The sequence below is a fragment of the Tolypothrix campylonemoides VB511288_2 genome (genome assembly GCF_045999855.1).
Lineage (GTDB): Bacteria > Cyanobacteriota > Cyanobacteriia > Cyanobacteriales > Nostocaceae > Scytonema > Scytonema bouteillei_A.
In genome coordinates this window covers 218,863-244,476 of sequence record NZ_JBFPMW010000003.1, presented here as the reverse complement: position 1 = coordinate 244,476, position 25,614 = coordinate 218,863, and the positions used below count along the sequence as shown (strand labels likewise).

17 protein-coding genes are annotated in these 25,614 nt (G+C 39.0%); all 17 read right to left on the bottom strand.

Features of this window, described 5'->3' with window-relative positions:
* Positions 1-253: 253 nt before the first annotated feature.
* The 17 genes from AB0756_RS09925 to AB0756_RS09845 all read right to left on the bottom strand — a co-directional run bounded on the left by AB0756_RS09925 (position 254) and on the right by AB0756_RS09845 (position 25,601).
* Entirely contained in the window at positions 254-4,798 is a 4,545-nt protein-coding gene (locus AB0756_RS09925) for a DUF4082 domain-containing protein (protein ID WP_038081147.1), read from the bottom strand.
* 457 nt (positions 4,799-5,255) lie between these two features.
* Positions 5,256-5,828, bottom strand: coding sequence for a WcaF family extracellular polysaccharide biosynthesis acetyltransferase (locus AB0756_RS09920; RefSeq protein ID WP_038081148.1), 573 nt, complete (start codon positions 5,826-5,828; stop codon positions 5,256-5,258).
* A gap of 85 nt (positions 5,829-5,913) precedes the next feature.
* Positions 5,914-7,149: a glycosyltransferase gene (locus AB0756_RS09915; RefSeq protein WP_038081149.1), complete on the bottom strand. Its 1,236-nt coding sequence runs from the start codon at positions 7,147-7,149 to the stop codon at positions 5,914-5,916.
* Positions 7,150-7,368: 219 nt separating this feature from the next.
* On the bottom strand, positions 7,369-8,556 hold the full coding sequence (locus AB0756_RS09910) for a glycosyltransferase family 4 protein (RefSeq protein WP_038081150.1): 1,188 nt from the start codon (positions 8,554-8,556) through the stop codon (positions 7,369-7,371).
* Between the two features lie 46 nt (positions 8,557-8,602).
* Positions 8,603-9,709 carry a glycosyltransferase family 4 protein gene (locus tag AB0756_RS09905; RefSeq protein ID WP_038081151.1) on the bottom strand — a complete coding sequence of 369 codons (1,107 nt, stop codon included), beginning with the start codon at positions 9,707-9,709 and terminating at the stop codon, positions 8,603-8,605.
* A 166-nt stretch (positions 9,710-9,875) separates the two neighbouring features.
* Complete coding sequence (locus AB0756_RS09900) at positions 9,876-11,165, bottom strand: hypothetical protein (protein ID WP_038081152.1); 1,290 nt, start codon at positions 11,163-11,165, stop codon at positions 9,876-9,878.
* Positions 11,166-11,199: 34 nt separating this feature from the next.
* Positions 11,200-12,477: a glycosyltransferase family 4 protein gene (locus AB0756_RS09895; protein WP_167844612.1), complete on the bottom strand. Its 1,278-nt coding sequence runs from the start codon at positions 12,475-12,477 to the stop codon at positions 11,200-11,202.
* A gap of 57 nt (positions 12,478-12,534) precedes the next feature.
* A complete protein-coding gene (locus tag AB0756_RS09890) occupies positions 12,535-13,653 on the bottom strand; it encodes a glycosyltransferase family 4 protein (protein WP_038081153.1) in 1,119 nt (372 codons plus the stop codon).
* 29 nt (positions 13,654-13,682) lie between these two features.
* Positions 13,683-14,387, bottom strand: coding sequence for an FkbM family methyltransferase (locus AB0756_RS09885; RefSeq protein WP_038081154.1), 705 nt, complete (start codon positions 14,385-14,387; stop codon positions 13,683-13,685).
* A 56-nt stretch (positions 14,388-14,443) separates the two neighbouring features.
* A complete protein-coding gene (locus AB0756_RS09880) occupies positions 14,444-16,114 on the bottom strand; it encodes a right-handed parallel beta-helix repeat-containing protein (protein ID WP_050046117.1) in 1,671 nt (556 codons plus the stop codon).
* Positions 16,115-16,116: 2 nt separating this feature from the next.
* Positions 16,117-17,247, bottom strand: a complete 1,131-nt coding sequence (locus AB0756_RS09875) for a glycosyltransferase family protein (protein ID WP_038081200.1) — start codon at positions 17,245-17,247, stop codon at positions 16,117-16,119.
* Positions 17,248-17,329: 82 nt separating this feature from the next.
* On the bottom strand, positions 17,330-18,520 hold the full coding sequence (locus AB0756_RS09870; protein WP_038081156.1) for a glycosyltransferase family 4 protein: 1,191 nt from the start codon (positions 18,518-18,520) through the stop codon (positions 17,330-17,332).
* A gap of 42 nt (positions 18,521-18,562) precedes the next feature.
* Positions 18,563-19,726 carry a glycosyltransferase family 4 protein gene (locus AB0756_RS09865; RefSeq protein ID WP_038081158.1) on the bottom strand — a complete coding sequence of 388 codons (1,164 nt, stop codon included), beginning with the start codon at positions 19,724-19,726 and terminating at the stop codon, positions 18,563-18,565.
* 332 nt (positions 19,727-20,058) lie between these two features.
* A complete protein-coding gene (locus tag AB0756_RS09860; RefSeq protein ID WP_237265822.1) occupies positions 20,059-22,422 on the bottom strand; it encodes a glycosyltransferase in 2,364 nt (787 codons plus the stop codon).
* A 39-nt stretch (positions 22,423-22,461) separates the two neighbouring features.
* Positions 22,462-23,664, bottom strand: a complete 1,203-nt coding sequence (locus AB0756_RS09855; RefSeq protein ID WP_038081159.1) for a DegT/DnrJ/EryC1/StrS family aminotransferase — start codon at positions 23,662-23,664, stop codon at positions 22,462-22,464.
* A complete protein-coding gene (locus tag AB0756_RS09850) occupies positions 23,657-24,631 on the bottom strand; it encodes an SDR family NAD(P)-dependent oxidoreductase (protein ID WP_038081160.1) in 975 nt (324 codons plus the stop codon). Before AB0756_RS09850 ends, AB0756_RS09855 begins: the two co-directional genes overlap by 8 nt.
* On the bottom strand, positions 24,621-25,601 hold the full coding sequence (locus AB0756_RS09845; RefSeq protein ID WP_038081161.1) for a methionyl-tRNA formyltransferase: 981 nt from the start codon (positions 25,599-25,601) through the stop codon (positions 24,621-24,623). Before AB0756_RS09845 ends, AB0756_RS09850 begins: the two co-directional genes overlap by 11 nt.
* Positions 25,602-25,614: the final 13 nt, after the last annotated feature.

The following is a 25,614-nucleotide window of genomic DNA, read 5'->3' as shown; positions in this document are numbered from 1 at the left end:
TGATGTAATTTTTATGATTTCTATGTATTGATTGCTTGAATACAGGTATATGTATGGGGCTCCTATTTAATTTTTGAAATATACGTAGTCAGGTGGGCATCGCCTGCAAAAAACCTTATGTGGTGAGTATTGCCTGCCCTAGGTAGAAATTTTCATAACTTATTTAAGTAGGTAGGCATGAATATTTATCCTTGAGTGAAGGCAGAAGGGAAAATTGTAGAGGCGTTGGAAATAACGCCTCTACAATTTTTAGCTACGGTGTTGTGCTAAATATGACATCTACCCAATAATTAGATGATTGATAAGTAGAGGTGGGGAATACAGGGGTAGCGCTGTATCTGTAGATACCGTTAGATCCACTTTCTCCGTTGCGGAGTGCATACAATGGGGAATTACTGACACCAGAATTGGTAAAGTAATTTTCATTTTTAGAGTAAAAACCGACATTGGTGTGGTAAGAAGCTACGTAAACAGTATTGGCTGCGATCGCGACAGGAGTTGTAAAGTAGACTTCCTGCCAACCGGAAGCAGTTTCGTTAGCAAAAGTTGCCCTTCCTAACTGTTGTCCGCTATTGCTCCATAGGGTACCAACGTGAGTTCCGGTATTTTGCGAACCTTTGTAAAAACGAAGACCCTTAATGTAACCGTTCTGGCTGGAGCGGAATTTCACACCCAGTTCCACTGCACTCGAGTCATTTGTATTGACTGTACTTGGAGTTGCTGAATTACTCCAGATAGTTACAAATGATGTATTGCTTGTAGTAAACGACCAAGTGTAATTTTGTGCCAAAGCATTTCCCGATACATCTTTGACTCTGGGGTCGGTGCTACCACCTCTAAGCGTAGCAGTGTAAGTCGTAGAAGTAGCGAGCGGGCTAGTTGGTGTTAGGGTTGCAGTACGAGTTCCAGCATCATAGGTGACGCTAGCGGGTATGAGTGTGTTGCTAGCATTGCGTAATTCAAAAGTGTTGGTGTTAATTGTGGCTATATCTATTGGTTCGCTAAAGGTGGCGGTGACACTTGTACTGGGATTGACACCAGTTGTACCGTTTACAGGAGTGCTTCCAGTCACTGTTGGTGGGGTTGTGTCGGGAGTAATATTAGTGGCAAATACCACATCTACCCAATAGTTACTAGATTGATAGGAGCTAGTCGGGAAAATAGGATTGGAACCATAGCTGTATAAACCATTGGCTCCACTTACCCCATTACGCAAAGCATATAATGGTGGATTATCGACTCCAGAACTCGCAAAGAAATTTTTATCGGCTGCATATCTACCAACGTTAGTGTGGTAGGACGCTACATAGACGGTGTTGGCTGTAATCGCAACTGGAGTAGAAAAGTTAACTTGTTGCCAACCTGAAGATGTCTCGTTGCTGAATGTTGCTCTTGCCAGTTGTTGCCCGGTGCTGCTCCAGAGAGTGCCGACGTGAGTTCCCGTGTTGCCGCTACCCTTGTAGAAGCGAATACCAGTTATATATCCATTGAAATCTGAGCGGAATTTGACACCTATTTCAATAGCACTGGAATCTGCTTCTGATGGATTACTTGGTGTCGCTGAATTATTCCAGATGCTACAGGGTTGTTCGGAAGGACAGGGTAAACTTCCTGTAGTAAATGACCATGTGTAGCTAGTAGCCAAGGCGTTGCCTGCCAAATCCTTAATACGCGGATCTGTTGTTCCGCCTTTAAGAGTGGCTGTATAGGTTGTATTTGCAGCTAAGGAGGTTGTTGGTATTAGCGTTGCAGTACGATTTGCTTCGTTGTAAGTGACAGTTGCACTTACTAGGGCGTTTGCCGAGTTACGCAATTCAAAAGTATTTGTGTTAATGGTTGTTGGTGCGATCGCTTCGCTAAAAGTAGCTGTAACGTTTGTTCCAATTGCTACATTTATTGCATTGTTGTTAGGGGATGTTGAAGTCACTGTTGGAGGAACAGTATCGGCAGCGTATGTAGCGACATATGAACCTGTCTCGCCTGCAAACCTTGCGTACACAATTCCTTTAATGGTTTCCGTAGTAAAGTTAACGGGAGTCCCATTACGTGTAATCGAGCTGAGGGGCGCACCGCCAACTTGATTGGGTAACATTGCCTGTAAACCATTAGCACCCGTTCCTTTGGTAATAGTAAAGTTCAAAGTGCCGTTGTTCCATACCAATGAACCAAAGGAGGAGTTACCGCGAGCATCTAACCAAGTCAATAACTGCTGAGCGGAAACAACGGGTACGCTGCGAGTTTTGGCAGAATTAACAACTGCATCCGAGATTGACGAGTTTGCAGTATCAGTATGGGCATTGACATTGAAAACACCGTAATATCCCTCTGACCCTAACGCTCGATCCAATAGAGTATCGATGGTGTAGGGGTATGACTGTCCGGATTCATCAGTCATTTGAGTATTTGCTTCATAAACATCAATCGTTGTCCCATCTTGTTTAGCTAAACGCATGGGCATACCGCTACCAGTAAAGAAGCCGGGACGATCGAGAATCCAAGAGGGCGGCCAGTAGTAATAAGTGGTGTTCAGTCGTATTCCTTTATTGAGTTCTACTTCTGGTGTGCTAGACCAATCACTCCAAACCAAGCAGTGATGTCTTTGGGTTGATGGTGCTGGTAGACTTGGGTACTTGTTAGCAAAATCATTTAATTGCTGCGTGTAAAAAGTTTGAAGAGATGCAGGTGTAAAGTCACTGCAATTGGTATTAACGTGTAATGAAATTTCAAACCCTTGAGCATCATAAGCAGCTGCTTGAGTGTTTGTTAAGGGCATACCAGGAGTGGGATAGACATATGAAGTCCCCCGAATGCACTCCCAATTGTCAACCGAACAACCAGCTGGACTGCTAGCATTGAATTGGTCGAAGCGCGGCCCAGTTCCCCCATTGCCATGATCGTCCCCTGTCATCAGCACAACCGCTTTTTTCCCATTTGGGAAATACCAGAAGCGCGGTAACGGTTTTTTAGAAAGATTCATTGTGATGATGAGGTTTGCCAGTAAGCGCTGTTGCTCATCTGCTTGGGGTATTGCAACTTTGTTAAGGTCAACCCAATCTGGCTGAGAATCACCAAAAAACAGATCGTCGGATCGAATGGGAGAAAATCCATCCCGTTCTTGTCCTGCCCATGCAGGATTTCCCTGGCGCGTGTAGACGACTGAACGTGCTAAGTCGTAGGTGAATGCAGCTGCTTGTCCGCCATTGCTTCCGACACTGCGTAATGAGACAGCAGGATTTGTGGTTGCTGTGGTCGCATTTGTGTAAAGCGTGGCAATACCTGTAGCACCATTTAAAGTATAGCGATCGGCGGTTCCATGGAACTGGATAGTCTGGTTGATAATTCCATTAGCTGCGGGCTTTGAAGTATCTGCTAGCAAATAGCCGTTTGAGAGGGTACTACCCGTATCTGTCAGCCCGAGCAAACTCGCGAGCTGTTTGTCAGGACGCATCGCGATGAGATTGCCACCACCATTCACCCAATTAGTAAAGATTGTTACTTGTTGGGATGAAAGACTAAGGTCGGTAAGGATGACAACATCATAGTTTGCAAGCGTCGTTGCTGACACTGCTGAAATATCGCTGACATTGAACGAGTTGAGCCCTTCAGTTCGTAGAATTTCAGCGTAGTAGTTTCCAAAGGGATTAGACCCACTCGTAACAATAAGGATTGGCCCACCTGGAGGTGAAGGTACGGATGCAAGAAGTGTTTTGTTTAACGAACTTAGACGATCTGAATTGATTAAAGCTTGAGATTTTTGAATTTTTTGAATTTTTTGTTGATTTTTCTGTCCCTGACCTTTAGGCGGTACTTGAATGATTTTTTTCTGTTGACCTCTGAGGGTGTCCCACAGAACGATCTCACCTGCATTATCTCCACTCACTAAGGTATCGCTATCTACGGGATTAAAAGCAATTCCAGCGATCGACTTATTCCCCCGAAGTGTGCCAAGTGGCGTACCGCTTGGTAGACTCCACAAGAAAATGTTATTTTCATCACCTCCACCTGCTACAACGGTGCCACTTAAATTAAAAGCTACTGTCCTAATACGTTTAGTAGGACCTCTAAGAACCCGATCCACAGTACCGCTATTCACATCCCAAAGACGAACAGTACCATCGTTGCTAGCACTAGCCAAAAGTGTTCCATTTGGGCTGAAAGCAACGGAAGTGACTCCATTCGTATGACCGAGTAGAACTTTACGTTTCTTTCCAGTTTCTAGGTTCCACAAGATAATTGTGGTGTCATCACTTCCACTTGCCACAGTCTTTCCATCGGGACTTACGGCAACACTGTTGACAAAGCCTGTATGACCTTCAAAAATTTGCTGTAGTTTGCCAGTTTGGATATCCCAGACATCGACTCGGGTATCCTCGGCTCCAGTGACCCAAATCCTCCCATCCTGACTGGCGGCAATCGTTCTGGGTGGGTTTTCGTGTGCTTGGAGAAGATTGGTTTGTTCTCCAGTGTCTGGCTTCCAGACTCGGGCTACACTGTCCCTCCCCACACTAGCTAGATTGTTGCTGAGTGGATTAAAAGCCACTCCGGTGACGGGAGTATTTAGGTGTCCTGGCAAGGCTTTTTTTTCTTTTCCAGTCTCTGGATCGAACACTAAGACTCGCCCATCCCTAAACCCAGCTGCTACGTTTTTCCCATCTTGACTAAAAGCGATCGCAGTTACGCTAGTAGCATCCTCTGGCGATACTTTCTGGGCTAAGGTATAGCCATTGACCTGACCAAAGAAGAGTACTAGTAACAAGCTACAGCAAAAAAGAGATAAGTATCTTAAATATTGGCGCATAGTTGCATACCCTTACCAATCCTTATTTTTTGTTATTAGAAATTGTGAAAATGAATATCTACCGATTGTCACTTAGTCATTTAATTTACAGCGCTAAAACGCAACTACGAGCCTAAAAGTATCGTACATTTAATTTCTTTGAGATCTTTAGAAGTGAAAATAGCAAAATTCACTATCTAAAACTGTAGGCGAAAGGAGTTATTGCTACGCATCGCTTCACAAATGACAACCTTATGAGCATTTTAAAGTCAACACATTTAAATATAATTAAAGTATTTACCGAGAATATTTAAATTTATAATGAACTTCTTAGATATTTTCTCATTGCTCGCCCGAATGATTTGATATGCAAACTTTGCGATCGCCTCATTCCAAGCTACCCTTTCCCTAATTTTGGGTTCTGTAAAACTAAGGAAAAGGATATTTTCTCTTTAACTGTAAACCCGTAAGCTTAATATCAAGTTTGATGAAACCTGTTTAAGCTTGGGCTTTCTGGCTTTCTTTGCTTGATCGGTTGAGCGGGGTTGCCTGCGTAAACTGTCATTGGTTCTAAAGAACGCCCAGCCACCCCACCAAGAGTCAATACGCTTCCCGTTCCAACAGTCACTCCAGGTCCAATCGTTGACTTTGCTGCAATCCAACTACCTTCTTGAATGTGGATGGGAGCTGTTATCAGTTTAAAATTTGGATGGTTCCAGTTATGATTCCCGGTACAAAGGTAAACACCTTGAGAAAGGCAAACGTGGCTTTCAATAGTGACATGAGCTAAGTTATCAATCCAAGCGTCTTCCCCAATCCAAACAAAATCACCAACAGTCAAACGCCAAGGAAACTTTATCCGTACTCCTGGTTTTAAGCGAACGCCTTGACCGATTTGTGCTCCAAAAGAGCGCAGCACCCAAACTTTTATTGCAGAAAAAGGGAGCGCACGGCTTTCTACTAAAGGCGAACCTAGAAAATACCATAAAATTTGTTTCCAGTAAGAAGCACCAGGGGTATAACTACCAAGGGAATATCGATCTAAACGCATAGGGTAAGTTACTAAGAGAAGATTCAAGACTGGCTCTTGTAGAAGAAGTTAAAATAAAAATCCAATATTTTTTTAATCCATTTCCTTACTCCTCACCCCTCACTTTCAACTGCTGGCGAGAGGCTTTTTCATTGCTTAAGACAAGATCGGTTGACAAAGGCTTTTGGTTAACAATAGCTTTATAAACTCTTGTTAACTTTTCAGCAGCACAATCCCAGGTATAGTTTTGGAATATGAAATTACGAGCGCGGTTACCCATTGCTTTTGACATTTGAGGATGACTTAAACATTGAATCAATCCATCAGCAATGGCATGAGTATTGATATCTACAATAAGTGCTGCTTTAGCAATTTCTGCTTCAGGAAAATTGCAACCAGTAGTAATCACACATGGTAACCCTGAAGCCATACCTTCTAGGACAGACATACTAAAACCTTCTGAATATGAAGGTGCAACATACAAACTAGCAGCAGCCAGGGCTGCATATTTCAACGAGCCTGTAAGCATACCCGTAAAAGTCACTGCATCCAAACAACCTATTTGCTTAAAAGCAGTTTTCACTTTAGGTAAATACCCGGTACTATCCGGACCGGCTACAACTAAATGAGTTTGAGGGAATTTTTTATGAACTTTTGCAAATGCAGGAGCTAGCAAGTCCAGACCTTTTTTAGGGTCGATACGACCAAGAAACAGAATCAAAGTTTTATTTTTTGTAGAAGGAAATTGCTGGTAAAAAATTTCTGGATCTGGCAAGCTTATAAATTCTTGTCTGTGAACTCCATTAGGAACGACGATAGGATTTTTCAATCCAAGAGACTTAACATGACCGGCTTCAGAATTAGCAATCACTTGGATAGCTTTTGCTTTCTGTAGTGCTGGCTTTTCAATGAGATTAAAGTAAAATTTCTTTTTCCAGGCTTTGTATGATAGTGCCCAAGGTTCTAACATTCCATGAGGGGTCATAACATATGGAACTCGACGCTGCTGGCAAAGCCAATGAACGAAGGAAACAATTGGAGCAAAAATTGTATTTGTATGGACAAGATCGTAATCATTAATATGCTCAATTAACCATTGAATTAAAGGTAAACTAATAATGAAATCATTGCGATTCCAGCAAGAAAAGTATTTGATTCTGTAGTTTTTAACTTCTATCCATTTATTAAGAGGAACTGTGAGTTTCTCTGACTGATTGGCGTTTGTCGTAATTAGATCGATTCTAGTTCCAAAACTGCTGACTGATTCAACTAATTCTTTAACTGCCTTAGAAGTCCCACCATAACTGGAGCCAACATAAGGAGTGAAAATTAAAATTTTCATAACAAAATACTTCTGTTGATAGGTTTATACACAGAAAAAACAATTTCTATTAAGACTTAAGCAATGTCAACGCTATTTTGGGTATTTCACACTTTGCATATCGCTCCAACGTACCCTAACAAATTGTCTATTTGTAAGTCTTTTTTATATGAAAAGACGATTGAGAAGATAGTATTTTCTGTAAAAATACTATAAAAATTGAATGTTTATGAAAAAGACTCATACTAGAACAGCCTTCTTATTGGACATTGTGTATGTAATATCAATTGCCTTTAAAAGACCATCAGCAAAATTTTGAGGACTGCACTTCTCTACAATCTTTTGACTTAATTGCCCCATTTTTATTCTTGAAGCTGAATCTGTTTGATGAATAGCTAATAGGGCACGCGTCATATCTTCTTGACTTTCTGGATTGAAAAGCAGACCATTTTGGCGATCGCAAACAAGTTCATAGGCTGCTCCTACAGTGCGGCTGCATAAAATTGGCAGTCCAGCGGCACAAGCTTCATTAACGACTAAGCCCCACTGTTCTTGCAATGCAGGATGCACAAAAGCATTAGCTAATCCATACCAATATCCAAGTGCTTGATAAGGAATAAAACCAGGCAAATGAACACAGCCCTGTAATTTGTTTTCTAGGAGCAAATTGCGAATATACGGTTCTTCTTCTCCACTACCACAAATTACAAGATCCCATGCTTGTTCGGCACCAATTTTCTGGTGATAAGTGGTAAAGGCTTTTACAAGACGGGATACATTTTTGCGTTGGAGTAAGCGAGTAACAACAATAAAATAAGGTTTGGTAGGAATTCCAGGGCATTTTTGCCTTGCCAAAGATGAATCGAGCCTTGCTGCTCGAGCACTTCGAGCAAAATAATCATTGTCAACAGCATCGTAACCTAGAAAAATTTGTTCTTGAGGAAAACCTAACTTTATTAAATAATCACGGTGTAGTTCTCCACCAACAAGTGCCGCATCATACTGTCTGATATAAAGCCAAAATTTAAGTTGCTCTTTCCACCATTGCCGTGTTTCATCATCCCACTTTGTTTCGCTCATCACAATAGCAGGTACTTGTTTGCGTTTGCACCACGTTAATGCAGCACGCGATACAGGAAATCCCCATCCGGGGATAACAACAATATCTGGTTGAAGATTGTCAAGAAATGAAGGTAATAAAGAAGCAGCACTCTCTTGGGTATAGTTAAGATTAGCAGTTTTAGAGACTAGAGTCTTTAGAGGAAACGTTATTTCACGCTTCAAGTCTCCCCAAGGATGTTCTAAGGTATTATCTGTAACTTGGACTGCAGTTAAACTCCACCTTTTTTGTTGACAGGCAGAATGTGCAGCACGCAGTCTAGCAGCATGATAGCTACCAACATTCATAAAAAGTATAACGATATGCATTGCTCTCGAAAAAATAAAGTGTAATGGTCTTAAAGATTTGTATTGCTTAATTTTTCAAAACTTTGTGAAAGACTTCTAAATACTTTTGGACATACAATTCATTACTAAATCGGTTTCGAATCAGTTCTAGTGAAGTCAATTGAAAGTTTTGGTAAACTTCATGATTTTGTATGAGATGTAAACAATATTCTGCCAGTTCATTAATATTATGTTCTTGAATTAAATAGCCATTTTCTTTATGAACTAGAACCGAGTTTGTCCCTCCTTCTAAGACAGAAGCAACTACTGGAATTCCATAACCCATTGCTTCCATGACTGTACGACCAAAGGCATCAGAATTAGAATTAAATAGCAATAAGTCTACTGCTTGATAAAAAGTATCTATTTTATCTTGCCAACCCAAAAATTTGACTTTATCTGATATCCCTAAATTTCTAGCAAGTTCTTCCAACTCTTGACGAAGCGGACCGTCACCAGCAATCAGGAAAAAGACATTTGGATAAGATTGACAAACTTTGGCGCAAACCTGCAAAAAAACATCAAACCGCTTTCGCTCGATCAACCAACCAGCATTACCAATCACAAAAGCGCGATCGGGAATTCCAAGAGTTTGACGAATTAAAAGTTTTTTATCTTTGGTAACTAACGGTTGTAGTTGAGTTGAATTTTCAATTAAATGCAATTTGTGTTTGAGAAAAGGTGCTATCTGCGCGGTTTGCTCAAGTAGATAAGGCGAATGACAAATAATTGCATCATATTCATCTCCAAAATATTTATAAAATATTTTCCATCTTAATAAATTGGGATTATTATACTTGTGGCAAAAATGAATACCAAGTATTTTTTTATGTTTATTACCTTTGATACTGAGACAACCCGTAAGGGTTGGACCTGTAACTAAAATGATATCACCGGAAAAGCATTGAACTTTGCGTTTTAAAGAGAGATGAGACTTATAACCAAAAGTTCCTTCATAGGAGTTATCGTTTACAGGTATATTTAAATCTACAAATATTTGTTTACCAGAACCTGCCGGTGTAACGCTTTGTATCTCCCATTTCATACCTCTATTCTGAGTTTCATTGACTAAAATGTAGGCAGATTTTTCCATGCCTCCAAGGTTTAAACACTGAATTAAATTCAGAATTTTCATATTTTATAGAATGGTTTCACAATAAAAAACTATCGGACAAAGTCCAGTTACTAAGCCTAAAGCAAAGGTCTATCAATTCCAACAAAACAATTTCTTCGAGCAAAGCACACGATACATCAAGATTTCCTGTATAAAGAAACTGGTTTTATGTTTTTAAGAAAGAAACTTATCTTTCAAATTTTTGCGATTCAATATACGAAAAATAATTCTTCTTTCTTGCATATAAAGTCACCAAACCTATAAAAATAGTTTGAAAGATAGCTTCTTGTAGAAATCTTCCTATACCGTGTGTCAGACCAACCATTGCTGGACTTACAAGCCCCATATAAAGAATTCTACTAAAAGTACTTTTCTGATAAACAGATGATATCCAAAGATGCTTGAACAGGTAAGCTATCAATCCAAAAGTAAAGCATCCAAAGTAACTAAATTCTAGAAAAGAATCGCCAACACCAGTTATAGTGTAACCGTTAGGTATAGTATAACCATAGAAAGAGGAAAGATACTCAACATAGCGATCGAATAAATTCAGTTGTAAAGATTTTTTAAATTCAAAACCTACAATTTGTCCGGGTACATATTGAAATATAATGCTATCCCAATAACCAGAACCATAACCATATAAACCTGTACGTTCTACTACGTCCATCAATAATGCTGCATTTCTGATTTCTAAAAGCTCTCCTTTTAATAATTGGTTAAATGCCTTTTGAGCGATCGCTGACACTGCTTGCCAATTACCACTAAAGACTAAATCCCAAAAACCACTACGTACTTCACCAAATAGAGGAATAAGAATAGTCATAAAGATTAAAGCGGTAATGACTGACCATCTTGGTGGGATTAAGCGACGCGCCATCCACAAGGAAAGACCTATGATAATTATCAGCGTCATTGTTGGTTGACGACGACCACCAAGAACACTTTGTAATAGAGGCCAGCCAGAAATGACTGTACAAGTTAGATTAATAATATTAGGACGTTTCAATAATTGCAAAAGAAAAATTGCGAAAGCAATATTTATAACCTGACCTAAAAAAAGATATATGGTTGCAGGTCCGGTCCAGTTACCATTTGCTGCAGTTTGGACCGCAGTACGAGAAAGTAAAAAATTAAAGAAATAGCCCTGAGCCATCAGAGCCATCCCTCCTATAAATAACTTACGTTCATCAATCGCAATATTTAAATTTGACAACCAATTTCTATTCGGTTTCATCTCATAACCGATAAAACAAGCACCAGCACACATAGTCGAAAATAGTAAGACTCGTTCTACTGATACTAAAGATGCTGCACCTGGATTATGAATCAAAGCAAACGCTTGAGGTAGCAAAAAGGAAACAAACATACTACCCATAAAAAATGGATATTGGTAAATTCGTTCTACACAAATCACTCCCCAAGCTAATAAAGCGATGCAGACTATAATAAATAAATTCAGATACAATTCAGCCATGAAATAATATAATTTTCTTAATTGCTGTAAAACATCATTTTGTTAAAGACATTTGAATTTTCTTTTGCTGAAACGTTACTATCTGCCTGAGTTTGTTTTCTGATTCTTGCATTAAATTATCTAAATACTCTTGTGTATTATTTGTGGTTGAAAAAGCTTTTTTAGTGGTATGCATATGCAAGAGTTGATTGGCAATTGCATCTATTTCTCTAATAGGGACAATAGCACCATCGATTCCATCTCTGACGATCGAGCCTGAATTATCAGTAGTAATAGTAGGAATACCCGCAAGCAATGCTTCATAAGTTACCATCGCTGAACCTTCGCAAATAGAAGGAAGTACAAATACATCAGCCCAATTGTACAAATCTTTCATTTCAGCACGGGGAACTCTTCCCAAAAAAGTACATACATCGCTGTACTCAGTAACACGCTGATAGTTAATTTCCAAGGAACCTACCACTTTACACGTAAAAGATATTTTCCCTTTGATTTGTTTGAGAGCTTTGAGTAAATAGGGAATTCCTTTCCGCAAGTTTACTGAACCAACAAATAAGATTTTCAACGTCTCATCGTCGTTTTGCTGTACACTTTTAAGATATGAATTTTGTATCAAGCTTCTTTCTTTTAAGCGACCTAATGGTAAAACAGATATCTTTTCTCCATCCACACCCCTGGCTATTAGAGAATTTTTAACAAAACTAGAGCCACAAATAATTCGATCTGCTAAGTCTTGCTCGCGTTGTTCTCGTTCTAATAGTTCCAAGTCAGCCTCACCTACTTTAAAAGGTGAGAGTGACCAACCAGGCCAGCGCTGCTCTTCTTCTAGTAAAAGTTTGTGTACGAGTGACCATTCAGCAAGTGTTTGATCGAGAACACAACGAATACCTCGTTTTTTGGCATATTCAAATAGTTCTAGACATGCACTATTAAATCCATAGATAGTATTGGCATCTCCTAAACCATGTTGAATAATTTGTTGGCAAAATTTTTGTCCTGCCCAAATATATATTTGGGGTGCTTGTTCTGGTGGAGCTTTCTTTAAAGCTTGGAGATACTGATATCCTAATTTTGGAAAGTGAATAATTTTTGCATTTTGCAATTCGGGCTCGTATCGATCTAAACCTTTTTTTAGGGCATTGGGAAGATGATTGTAAATTCTAGAATTTCGCAATTTACCAGTCAATTTGTTATGACCTGAGTAAAAGTCAGTATAGAGCCTATCTAAAATACCCCAACGATGAAATAGAAGAGGTTCTTGATAATGTTTTCTGGCTCCTAGTTGTGCCACTAAAATTTTTGAATATGACATCTTAAATTTAGTTTTTTAGTTAAAAATGCTGTTTATTTTATAGAAAACTTATTACAGTTATTTAAGAGATTTCAGTAAATTACTGTAGCGTTCTCCTACTTTTTCGGGAGCATACCGCTCAAGATATGCGGAACGGATTGTTTCTGGTGAGACTAACTGTTGCTCAATTAACTTTCCTATTTCCATTAGGCTATTAGCAAAGTTATCCGGGTTGGCAGATGATACAATTCTGCCCAAACGGGAATCAGCTAAAATCTCTGGTAATGCACCTGCTTTTGTAGCTACAATTGGTCTACCACAACCCAAAATTTCTAAGGCTGCCAGACATTGTCCTTCAATATGAGAAGTAAAAGCAAACACATGACATGAAGCGATCGCATCCTCTACGTCTTTATTAGAGACATTACCATAAAAAACAACAGAGGATTTAATCTCTAAGTTTTGAGCTAATTGTTCAAGTTCATTGCGTAAAGGACCATCACCAAAAATATGTAAGCTTGGCTTTCGATCTTCTCCATGTACAGAATTAGATTCCTTGATATACTGCTTTTGAAAATTACAAAAAGATTGCAGTAGTAAAGGAATATTTTTATCTTCAACTAATCTTCCTAAAAAACCAATTTTTAAATTTTCATTTTTTGGAAAAGGTTTAAGTTCACCAGGAGCATGAGGAATATAAGGAATAACTTCAATTTGTCCTTTGTATCCAATTGTATGTAAATCTTCAATGAATGAGGATGACTGCACTAAAATCATATCAAAGATATTGAGTGCTTCTAAAAGACGCTGACTCTCTACCTTCGTCTGTGGAGGTAAGGGTTTGTAAGGAGTTATATAAATGAAGTGCGTAAAAGAAGCTTTTGCTCGAAGCCGTTTTAAGATTGGAGTAGGAAAAAGTTTACCAAACAGTACTGCATCAGCTTTTTGAAGCTGTTGAATACCTATTGTCAAAAGTATCCAATCTGGCAAATTCCATTTACAACCCCAACGCCAAGGACTTTGAAAAATTTGAACTTTTGCATTCCTAAGAACTTGAAGTAACGGTGATGTTTGACCCCAACATAGAAGCGTACAACGATAACCTTGGCTTTGCAGGTAGCTAAGCAAATTTTTCCCAAAGGTTTCTATGCCACCTACTGATGCAAAACCACCAAAGTAGAACAATATACTTTTCATTTTTTATATTGTGGAAATGTTTTTTTCATTCACTTAAACAATCTCATAAACATTCTTATAAAACCTCTAACATACTTAGAGAAATATTTAATATAAATGAAATTTAGCAAAGGGATTTGACATTGTTTTTTATTAATAAATAAAACATCACCATTATTGTATTTTGAAAATACTACACAAACAAAATCTAAAGATTTTAATCGCTCTTTTATGGCTTCAACTTCTTTTTGAATGGGAAATGCAAAATCATGGAATTCAACAGTCAATTGTTTGATTTTACATAGTGTTTCATCACTTATTGAATTAAAGAGATCGATTTCTGCACCTTCAATATCTACTTTTAGCAAATCTACACTTTGGATATGGTGCTTTTTCAGAAAGCTTTCCAAAGAAATTCCTTCAACAGTAATCTTTTCTTGTACAGCACTAACAGCCCAGTTCCCTATATGATTGTATTCTGGATTATCTGTTACACAAAATTTTACTGGCTCATTTGAGTGGGAGATTGCATAGTTAAATTTTCTAATTAAATGTGTTTCCTGAATCTTTTTATGTAAAGAAGGTAGAGCTTCTACTGCATAGCACTGGCATCCAAATTGCTGACTAACTTCATGAGAGAATTGACCTAAATGAGCACCTAAGTCAAGAACCACAGAGTTAGAGTTAACTAAATTTGCGTAAAAGTGATGACCTCTAATTGAGATCAAACCAGATATATCTTTGATAGATTTCATAAGCTTAATTGAGGTTGTTTATTGATTGACTTCTTTCAAGGCGTTAAGATTGCGTACTACATGGATGTATCATATGAAACTTCGTACCATGTCAGGTCAGATTTTTGAAATTTCAGTCTTAGCCGTTCACCTTTACCGCTCAAATATCGATCGCCGTGACATTTAACAGTAGTAGAATTTTGAGGAAATTTTACTTGTGCGTCACTCGCACCACCTACAATCAAAATCTCTTGTCCGTTAACATAGTGCTTGGTACTCATATCTACGCTAATGATTGAATTACCTGTATTGTTCAGTACTACAATTTCTTCACATTTTGGCTCAATAATGTATGGAGGGCTCTGCCAGAAATTAGCAATTCCCTGTAATTCTCGTCGTTCAACATTTATATATTGATTGTTGCGAAATAATGGTCTCTCATTTGTTAGGCTAGCAGATTGTTCGGGAGTCCGACAATTTTCAAATTTATTGTCTCCTATAACTATATTTTGTAATTCTCCAAAATAAAAGATACAGGCAGTTTTTTCAAGTTTTTCATTAACAAAATGTGTATTATTGTAAATATAAATATTGTTATTTTCTCCTGTTAAATTTGCTGTAACCGTTGGATGGTTTTCACCAATAATTTTGTTGTTTAAGAATTCAATATCATTGTTTTTACGACTTGTTAATAAAGCACTATCACAATCACGAAAAACATTATCTTTAATTAAAACATGATTGATATCAAAAGCACAAACTCCAGAGAGAGATTTAGAAAATGAACAGTTAGTAATAATATGTTTGTTAAGCGCTGGAAATTTACCAAGTGTTAAAACTAAACCATGATAAGTAGAGTCTTGAAAGATACAGTTGTCGAAATAATGAGATTTATTTGGTGATAAAGCTGCATTTTCAACCCAAGCGGTTGCCGTTTGAGAAAATTCACAGTTAGTTACGATTAAATCTGCTTCAATACTCAGCAAAGCTCCATTAGAACCATGCAATTTACTATTAGATATAATCACTTTTTGAATTCCATCTCCACCACCATAAATGACCTCTCCTCTAAAGTCATGCACGTAAACAGAATCAATAGTGATGTTGTCTAAAGAGGTATTAAAATCTAAAACAATCCCTTTATGGCTCAGATCCCATCCATCTCCAGTCAGTGGATCGGCTGGCCATTTATTATTCCCTGTGAATCCATTTGTACCACCACTTAATTCTAAATTTCTAATGACAACATTTTTTCTTGGTTGTCTGGGATTTAGAGTACCTTGAATCATAATTCCATGACCCCTGACAACATTTCCATCAATAACAGAGTAATCTCCGCTACTATGAAGGATTGTTTTTCCAATACCATCACCAAAAAGTACGATATTATCGTAGTTAATAATTAGTGAAGATGGTTCTTTAACAGTTAAAGACGGCGGAGCAATTTGATATATACCTGAGGGTATATAAATATTTCCTCCACCTATTTTACCAACTGAATCAATGGCAGATTGAATAGTTGCCGTGTTGGTCGCAATAGTATTAGAGTCGTTCGTAAGACCAATTGTAAGTGTTCCAAATTCTAAAACATTGACATAATTTATAGGTAAATTTTGAGCTTGTGCAGCCTGCATCAAATTGAAATTTTTGGCTGCTTCTTCTAATGAGGAAGCGTTACGTAGCGATCGTAAGATACTAGCGAAGGAGCTTAAACTAATAAGAGCGAGCAGAGTACGACGAGCCAACATAACTACAATTGTACTAGTAATTTCTCAAGACTTTGAGCGCGAAATTGCCAAGTATTTTGCTGAGCAAAACTCAGTTGACGTAAGCTTTTTTTGTAGACTTCAGGATTTTTATAAGAGGCTAGCTGCTGGCGTATGTACGTGACTGCATCTTTCGCATTATGAAAGATCGTAATCCATTTAGGATACAAACGGCATTCCGGGATATCGGTGCTGAAAATCGGGCGACCGCTAGCAATGCCATCCATAATTTTTGTAGGACAAGCTGCTTGATTAAAGGAGTGATCTACTACGTAGGGAATCCAATTGATTGCAAAAGACCAGTAATAGTGTGCAACTTGGTCAGATGGCACTTTCCCAACATTACGGACATTAGGCAATTCAAACACTGCTTTAAGAGCTGCATACCAATCTGCACTTGTTTCTTCGGCAGATACGTCGATACCACCAACAAAAACAAAGTTGACTTCCGGGCAAGCTTTTACTACATCATAAATTAATTTCCAGTCTAGGCGATTGCCTAAGTTACCTACATATCCAACTGTCATTGCTTCTGGAGATTTTTCTGGCTGATGATTTAAATAAGTGTTTACAACTCCATGTGGATAATGGTGTATGCGATTGCTTGCATAGGGATGAATTTTTTGAAGCGCTACAAGTTGAGAGTAGGAAGAGCAGAGCGTAATGGCAGCCCGTTCAATTAATTCTTTTTCTTGTGCTAAAATTCGATCTTTGCGGCTAGGTCGATAAAGAACGTAATCATCAAAATTATAGTATATTAATCGTTCTGATGGCACTTTGCGAACCCAAGGTGCAAAATGTGGTTCAGAAGCTATGACCCAGGGGCTTTCTCCTGAACTCTGTTTCAGTTGTTGGCACCAGTTTTTAACGAGCTGTTGTAAGTAGATTCTAAATAGCTTTTCTAGTTGTCCTGCATAGCCAGTAGGCAATGTGTTAATGGACCTTTTGAGCAGAGATGGGGGATTACGGCTAGACCAATTGGGACGGAGACGATAATAAGTTCGCCAATCATAAAAATGCACAGCGTGAGTGTGGTATTGCTGAGCTAGAGCTTCTGCCAGACCATAAGCCCAAGGACTGTTTGCACCTAAAAATAAAAAACTAAGTTTTTGCATATTTTCCCGACCTATAACAATCCATATCATTCCCCTAAGATGTAGGAATAAAGATTGGCTTTTTCAATTCAAAAGTGAAGTTTTACCAACCACGCAAATCTCTAAGCCAGTAGCCAAGATAAGGCGATCGCCCAATAAATTCTCGAATCGCTAAACGTATGCGGGGAGGTATTCCCTGAAAACGGCGGATTGGAGGTTGATAAGCTGTTGGTTGCTGACCTTTCTTACTTCTTTCAATTGCTTGAAGAGTCGAAACTTGATGAATGAGAGATTCATAGCCTTTCCACATAACTGCTGCATTGAAGTTGGAGTGTGCGCGTTCAATCACGGCAGAATAAAAAGTCTGATAATGTTCACAAGCGTACATAACTTGTGCTGCCAAGGCTCGCATTTTACCTAAAGGTACAAACAGCCCTGTTTTACTTGCGGTAACAATTTCTTTTGTTCCAGTATTAATATCCCAAGCAATTGGTACACATCCCATACTCATCGCTTCAATAGTTGCCATACCAAATGGTTCAACACGACTCAGCATGAGCAGAACCTTAGCTGATGCAGCGACAGAGAAGACGCGATCGCGTGAAACATGACCGTAGACACAAATACGATTGGAATGAGGAATCTTGTCAATCTTAGCCCTAAACTCTGGCGTTACATGACCAAACCAGTGTAGCTTTCCTGCAAAGCCAAGTTTAACTAGCTGTTTCCATAACTTGAGAACGTCAAACGCCCCTTTTGTTGGATTATCGCCACCTAAAAATACAAGTTCATCTTGCCGTAAATTATTAAGTTGTGATTGTTCGGGGAAGACACAGCCGTTATAAATGACAGAAAGTTTCTCTGGCTGTTGTAAACGATCTCGAAATTGAATAGCGACGGTCTCGGATACAGCAACTATTGCCTCTAAATTTTCTTCTTCTTTAAGAGCTGTCTGCCAGTACTGAGGAGCAGTGTCATGGACAACATAAACACATTTAGTGTTTGGAGTTACATAAGGAATGATAACATCAAATTCCCCACAGGCATTAAAAAACAATACGTCCTGTGGATTCTCCTTCAGCCATTGCAGTAAAGCTGCGGGAGCTTCTGGAGCTGAACCATACAGCCCTAAAGAATCAACTCGGAAATTATTCTCAAGATCTATCTTACTAGGCGTCGCAAGCAAGAGCATGGTTGTCTCAAATCCTGCTTTTGCAGCTTGCTGACAACAAGACAGAGCAACAGGCGATATCCCACCACTGCGATCGCTAGGAATTAGCCAACACAATTTCATTGTTATTAATATGAAAAAAGTACTTCACGATTTTACAAACAATCAGGATGCTCCCACCAATTGAGAGCGGTTTTGGGGAGAGATTAATTCTTCAGAATTAGCGCATCTGTGAATCATCTCAATGTACTGAGGACGCAGCCTATCCCAGCTGAATCGATTGTAGACGCTAAGGTGGCGAAGGTAATATTTAGATTCACTAAAACCTTCTGCCAAAACTTGGCATATCAAACCCGTTAAACTGTTCGTTAATTCAAAATTTGCTAAATATCCCTCCTTACCTACTACGAATTGAGTGATTGGATAATCATGGGCCAGACAAGGTAAACCATGAGACATTGCTTCTACAAGGACTCGCGGTAACCCTTCACGCAAAGAAGCAAGCACAAAGATATTGGCAATTTTATAGTAATTAGAAACCTCATTATGTTTAACAGTTCTTACTTGAAAATTATTATTCCCTAATAATTTCATACCCAATTCAATCACTTCAGATGATTCTGTATCTTTTTGCCCTAATAATAAAAGATAAGGTCGTGGCTCAGGTAGATTAGCAACCTCTCGAATGAGATAATCCATCCGCTTATGAGATTTATCAATCATTCCCACAGAAAGGATTAAGGGCTGTTCTTCTGGTAGTCCAAGCTTACTGCGTAAATTTTTGCGTTCAGTAGATGTCAGTATTTGTAATTGAGATGGAAGGTGAAAACCATAAGGAACTAAACTTTGTTTTTCTGCTGCTACTCCCGCATCTATAGCGGATTGCAAATGAAATGGAGTCAATTGCTGGATGTAATTCCATCTTGGAAAAGGCGGGTCTTGTGGAGAGCCATTAGAAAATAAAAGTTTGTATCTTTTTTTCGTGAAACGTCGCCAGTGCCAAAGGGCGTGTCCCAAGTTAATATCACTAAAATAGATTATATCTGGATTTTGTTGATAGATATATGGTAGTAAACTCAAAAAAAATGTCGATTGTTCAATATTATAGCCAGTTCTTCCAGTTAGTTTGCCCAATTGATTTGCTTTCCAGTCACTACGCGGTAAATTCCACAATGTAACTTCTTTCTCTCGAGTACCTCCATCTCCCTTAAAGAGAGTTAGCTTAAGAGAAGGTTCATTTGCCAATACATTAAAGCATTCTTGCGTAAAAGATTCAAAACCACGTTTTACACGACCCAGCCCCGAACAGGGCATAAAAACCTTAATCATTACGGTACCTTGGGAGATTAACTACTCAAAAATTTGTTGTTTGTGGAGAAATTAAGTTTCTCCTCGCGTAAATCATGTAACGCTGCTGCGATCGGGGAATTCTATAGCAATACTAAATCATTTGTAAAATTCTCTCTTGCCCCTTTTCCTTAGGCTCTTTGCTTCTTTGCAGTTTATAATTTTTACAACTCAAATAAGACTACTATCGAACGCCGATACAGTATTGCCAAAAAACCGTTTTCTTCAAGTTTATTCTACGAGATATAAAGATATTCGAGCTAGAAAGAACGTTTTTTTGTCTTCATTTTTATTTCTGTACGACGCTCTAGAGGCTAGTATTCAACTTGTTTAAAGATAGCATAGCCACTACGTAGAGAGGGATTCTGAGCGACTAGAGTATAGTTTGGATCTATAAGAAGTCTGTGATGATTCTTGTAATTCTGAAAGGTACTAGTATCATCAAGCACGAATAACTTTGCTCCATACACTTCCTCTAACTCATTACTAAAATTTAGTTCGGAAGCATCTATTAATACTAAATCAAAAGAATCAATCGCATATTTTTGTTTAATTTCATTAATACAATTATTGAGCTTACCAGGAAAATCTTCTGATGAGAAAAGTGAAATTTCGTGAAAATTAATTGAAGAGATAACAGAATACTGCTTTTCCAATTTGACAAAACTAGGTTTTGAAATGTTTATACAGAATGTGGAGGGATGATTTGGATTCTCTCGAATGCCTGTTAAAAAAGCCTCAGTGGTTCCCTCTCCAGCAGATGCTCCAATAATAATTGCTGTCTTGATATCTTCTTTTCCTGCAATTCTTTGAATGGTGCTAAAAAATTCGTCATTTCTCATTTCCGAAAAACGGTAAGGCAGAAAATAACCGAATCTCTTTTCCAAAAAACGCAATATATCGCCAGCTATTGACTTGAAGTGCAAAATCAACTGTTTGCTAAGTGTAATATATTTGGGTTCTATAATTGGTTGAGTTTCTAAATTTTTTAGGAAATTTTTTGAGCCAGTAGTAGGAATAGAGGTTTGAGAGTTTGTTAACGAGCTGGGAAGATAACTATAACCATTTTTTGGTTCTTTGAAAAATCTAATTTTTGACTCTAGCACACTGTCTAACGTTTTTGCCCAATCAACTTGTTGAGAATTATGCAACATTATGGAAACTTGCTGAACCCACTCATCAAAACTTCGGTGGGGTAGTTGATGAACACTAAAGCGGTACTTTAAGGGATCGCTATACGCTAAATTTTCATTCTCTCTCGTACTTTCTAATACATTAATAATCCAACGAGTACGGTCAAGCTCTGGATGCTTAAGTGATGGAAATTCATTAGCACACTTTATAGCTTCTTCTAATTTTCCTTGGCAGAGAAGGGAAATAATTAAATAAGCCCACTCGACTGGGTCAGGATCTAAAGCTTTATAGTGTTCAAGAGTTTGTTTAATCAGTGGGAGAATCCACTCGTATGCCTTTGCTGGCTTTCCTTGATAAAGATTACATAGTGCTAATCGCAGTCTTGGTTCGGGTATCCAGAATATATACCCCAGGCAACGAAGATATAAAGTTTGTGCTTCTTCATACTGACCTGTCCAAAGTTTTTCATCCCCCTGCTTCAGCAGCATTACATCTAATCCATTACAGTGGATAGGCGAATTTTTAATTTCTGATGAGTTTTCTACAACGATAAGCGGTTTGAAAGGATTGGTCTGAACAATCTTTTGATTGGGTTTAAGATTTTTGTATAGATTAAACCATTGGAAAATTTGATCTCGTTGTTTTAAAGTGTGTTGAGAATGAACCAATTGATACCCAGCATTAGTAATTTTTTCTAACTCATCTAAATTTTGAAATAGATAGTCAAGCTTATCTAATACATCATGTTCATTAGCAAAAACACAATTTTGCATATCAATAAAGCCACAGGCTTCCAAAGCTGATGTTTTTTCTGTAATGAGACATGATTTAGATGCTGGTATTTCAAAATGTTTGCGAACAACTTCTTTTGCAACTGTACCACAAGTAGGTACAAACCAAGAAGCGTTTATTGTACGGGCATATCGCTCCCCATACATCATGCGTGTTGTTAAACGCTCTGTATATCCTAAATGCGGGCAAATGAGCGATGGATAATTCTGGGAAACAATTTTATAGATTTGTTGACGCCAAGGATACAAATGATGTATGTGCCCGCTAAACAAAATTGGTATATTTTTAGATTCACTGTAATCCTTAAATATGTCAGCATCAACAAAATTTGGCCAGACAAATAAGTTTTCAGCAATCTCAGGTGTATGTTCAGCTGTAGTGGTGCAAATGGAAAAGAAGGTTTCAATACCCCAATGTTCCATATCAGAGAGAAAACCTGCACGGCAATCGCACCAGGAATCTCCGTTATGAAATCCTAGCTTGGGTATTTCTGGGTATGCCGAAGTATTTTTAATACTAATTCTGCAAGAATCAATATATTTAATACCACTTTCAAAAAGTGTTAAATCTGGTTGATACTTATCACAAATCTCCTGATAGTCACAATCCTCATTAATAACAATAACTTCAAAAAATTCGGATAAACACTTGACGTGTTGTTTGATGTGCATTTGGACGAACTTAGCTGTCTCTTTATGTTTCCATTGAAAAAACACAAGCTTAGGCTTAGTCATCTTCTCTATCTTATCCATACAATTTCTTTGCTAACTCCCAATCATTGTTAATAGCAATCAAACCTCACAGATTCGTTTTAGTGCCTTAACCACATAATTTTGCTCTTGCTCAGTCATTTGATGGAACAATGGCAAAATTATAGAACGCTCTTGAGCTTGTTCGCTTTCAGTTAAGCGCTGACACTTTCCCTTTTGGCAATCACAGTTATGGCGATCGATTCCACACAACCAATTTTCTCTCTTGTAAGCACTTTCGCGATGAGCGCACATAATTCCACGTCGTGTTGAAATACCTGCATCTAACATTGCCTGCATGACTTGCACTTGGTCACATCGCTCCGGTAACCTCACACAATAGCTTTGCCAATTACTTCTCACCCATCTAGGCTCTGTCGGTAATTTCAACCCTGGTACATCTGCCAACAATTCCTGATATCGCTGTGCTAAGTAACGACGACGTTCCACAATTTCCGGTAACCGCTTCAGCTGTTCGCGCCCCACTGCGGCTTGGATATCGGTCATGCGATAGTTGTAACCCAACATGGGGTAAGACTCGAAAATAACTTGCTTGGCACCATGACGCACTGTATCGGGAACGCTCATCCCATGTTGTCGCCAAAGGCGAAACAGCTTATCCCATTCAGGATTGTTTGTAGTTATCATCCCACCATCACCAGTGGAAATAACTTTACGGGGGTGGAAAGAGAAACAAGCGATATCCCCATGGGGTTTGCCAATTTTTTCCCATTGTCCATCCCAAAGAATTTCACTGCCGATCGCACAAGCAGCATCTTCAATCACTGGCAACTCGTAATGACGGGCAATATCCAGTATGGCTTTTAAGTTACAAGGCATCCCCATCTGATGAACAATGAGAATAGCACGAGTGCGCTCGCTAATTGCCGATTCAATTAATAGCGGGTTAATGTTATATGTCTGCGGTTCAATATCTACAAAGACGGGGACTGCACCGCAGTAACGAACACTATTAGCAGTAGCGATATACGAATGACTGACAGTAATCACCTCGTCCCCAGGCTGAACACCTACAGCTAATAGTGCGAGGTGCAGTGCCGTGGTGCAATTAGACACAGCACAAGCATAATTTGCCCCCACATATGCTGCAAACTCCTGCTCAAATGCAGCAACTTCCGGTCCTTGAGTCACCCAACCGGATAAGATCGGGCGCTTAGCTGCCTCAGCTTCTTCTTCACCCATCCACGGTTTGGCAATGGGAATATTCTGTATTTTCTCAGACATTGCTTGTTTCCTTTGTCAGCTTTTGTTCCTGCCACCAATTAACCAAACGAGCCAATCCTTCTTCCAGAGACACTTGTGTCTCAAAGCCCAGCAATTTTTTGGCTTTACTAACATCTGCCAGTCGGCGCTGCACGGGGTTCACTTTACGTTCCGGACCGTATTCTGGTTTTAGATCTGACCCCATCACTTTAGCCAAACTATAAGCCAGGTCATTTAAACTAGTTTCAACACCACTTGCAACATTAAAGACCTCATCTGTAACATCCGCTTTCGCAGCCAAAATGTTAGCTCTAGCAATATCTTCAATGTAAACAAAATCCATGGTTTGCTTGCCATCCCCAAAAATCAAGGGTGGCTGACCTGCGGCAATGCGATCCATCCAGCGAATCAGAACTTCAGTGTATACACCGTGAATATCCATGCGCGGACCGTAAACGTTGAAGTAGCGCAACCCTACGTAGTTCAAACCGTACATATCATAGAAACTGCGTAACAAACCCTCATTAAATGTTTTAGCTGCGCCATAGAGGGTGCGGTTATTATAGGGGTGATGGGATTCTGTCGTCGGAAATTCTTCTGCCATACCGTAAATGGAAGCAGATGAAGCCGCAACTACCTTTTTTACCCCTGCCTTGACTGCTGCTTCCAAGACATTAAAAGTACCATCTGCAAGTACTTCCAACGCCAGACGCGGTTCTTCAGCACATTGAGTGATGCGAATAGCTGCTTGATGAAAGACGACATCCACACGTTGCATGACGTCATCTAAGAGTTCGCGATCGCGAATATCACCTTCAACAAGAACTACGTGACCGTTTTCTCTTGCCCAAGCTAAGTTCTCGCGTCGCCCGCGTGTAAAGTTGTCTACAATAACGATCTCGGAAGTTCCCTCTTTAACTAGCAGATCGGCTATGTGCGATCCAACCAAACCTGCTCCACCTGTAATCAAGACTCGTTTATTTGGCATTTTCTTTTAACCTGATTATTTCCTGTTCCAGAGTTTGAATGCGTTCTAGTAGCTCAGATGCTCTGAGACCTAAAGTTGTTTTAACTGATTTAATGACGTTTGCTGCTGCTGTCTTTTCTTCACCTTCAAATTGAACTTCATAAATTCTCAGCACTCCATCACCTGTCAGCACATCAACATAACCTTCTTTTTTAGCTCGGTTGATGACTCGACCTGAGATGCGTCCTACATAGGAAGGAGGATTCTTAACTATCTCGGCTTGCCATATTAACAATTTTCGCCCGAGTAAGTATGTATAAGCCCCAGGGAAGGGAAAGACTAATGCCCGAATCAGACAGTCTATACTTCTTGTTGGTGCAGACCAATTAATTTCACCATCTTCAGGAAGGCGAGTACAACCATAGGTAGCTTCGGCACTATTTTGCTCAGTTCCTTGGTAACCTTGCAATAATTTAATAACCGTTTCTCCTAAATGCTGTTGCTGAATCTCATTTAACTGGTGATACAGATCGGCTACAGTATCGCGATCGCGAATGGGAATAAGCTTCTGAAATAGAATATTACCCCCATCTAGTTCAGCACTGAGCTTGTGAATTGTAATTGCAGCGCAAGGTTCATCATTGACAATTGCCCAATTAACATTAGCGCGACCCCGATAATGCGGTAAGGGAGAATAATGAACATTGACAAAGGTAGACAATTCAATCAGATCTGGTGGCAGAATGTAGTTATATGATGAAACCACCACACAATCTGGCTGAAATTTTAATACTAGCGATCTAATCTGCTTGGTGGAAGTTTCTGAAAAGATTGGAATACCTGCTTGGCAAGCAAAGTTAACTACAGGATCGTCTGTCTTGGAATCGGAACTGACATTTCTGACTACCGCTTGAACGTGGCATTTAGAAGCTAAAGATTCTAAAGCACTTAAAGTGGTAATACCCATTCCAATTAAAAGGACATTAGCCATTTCCCATCTACCT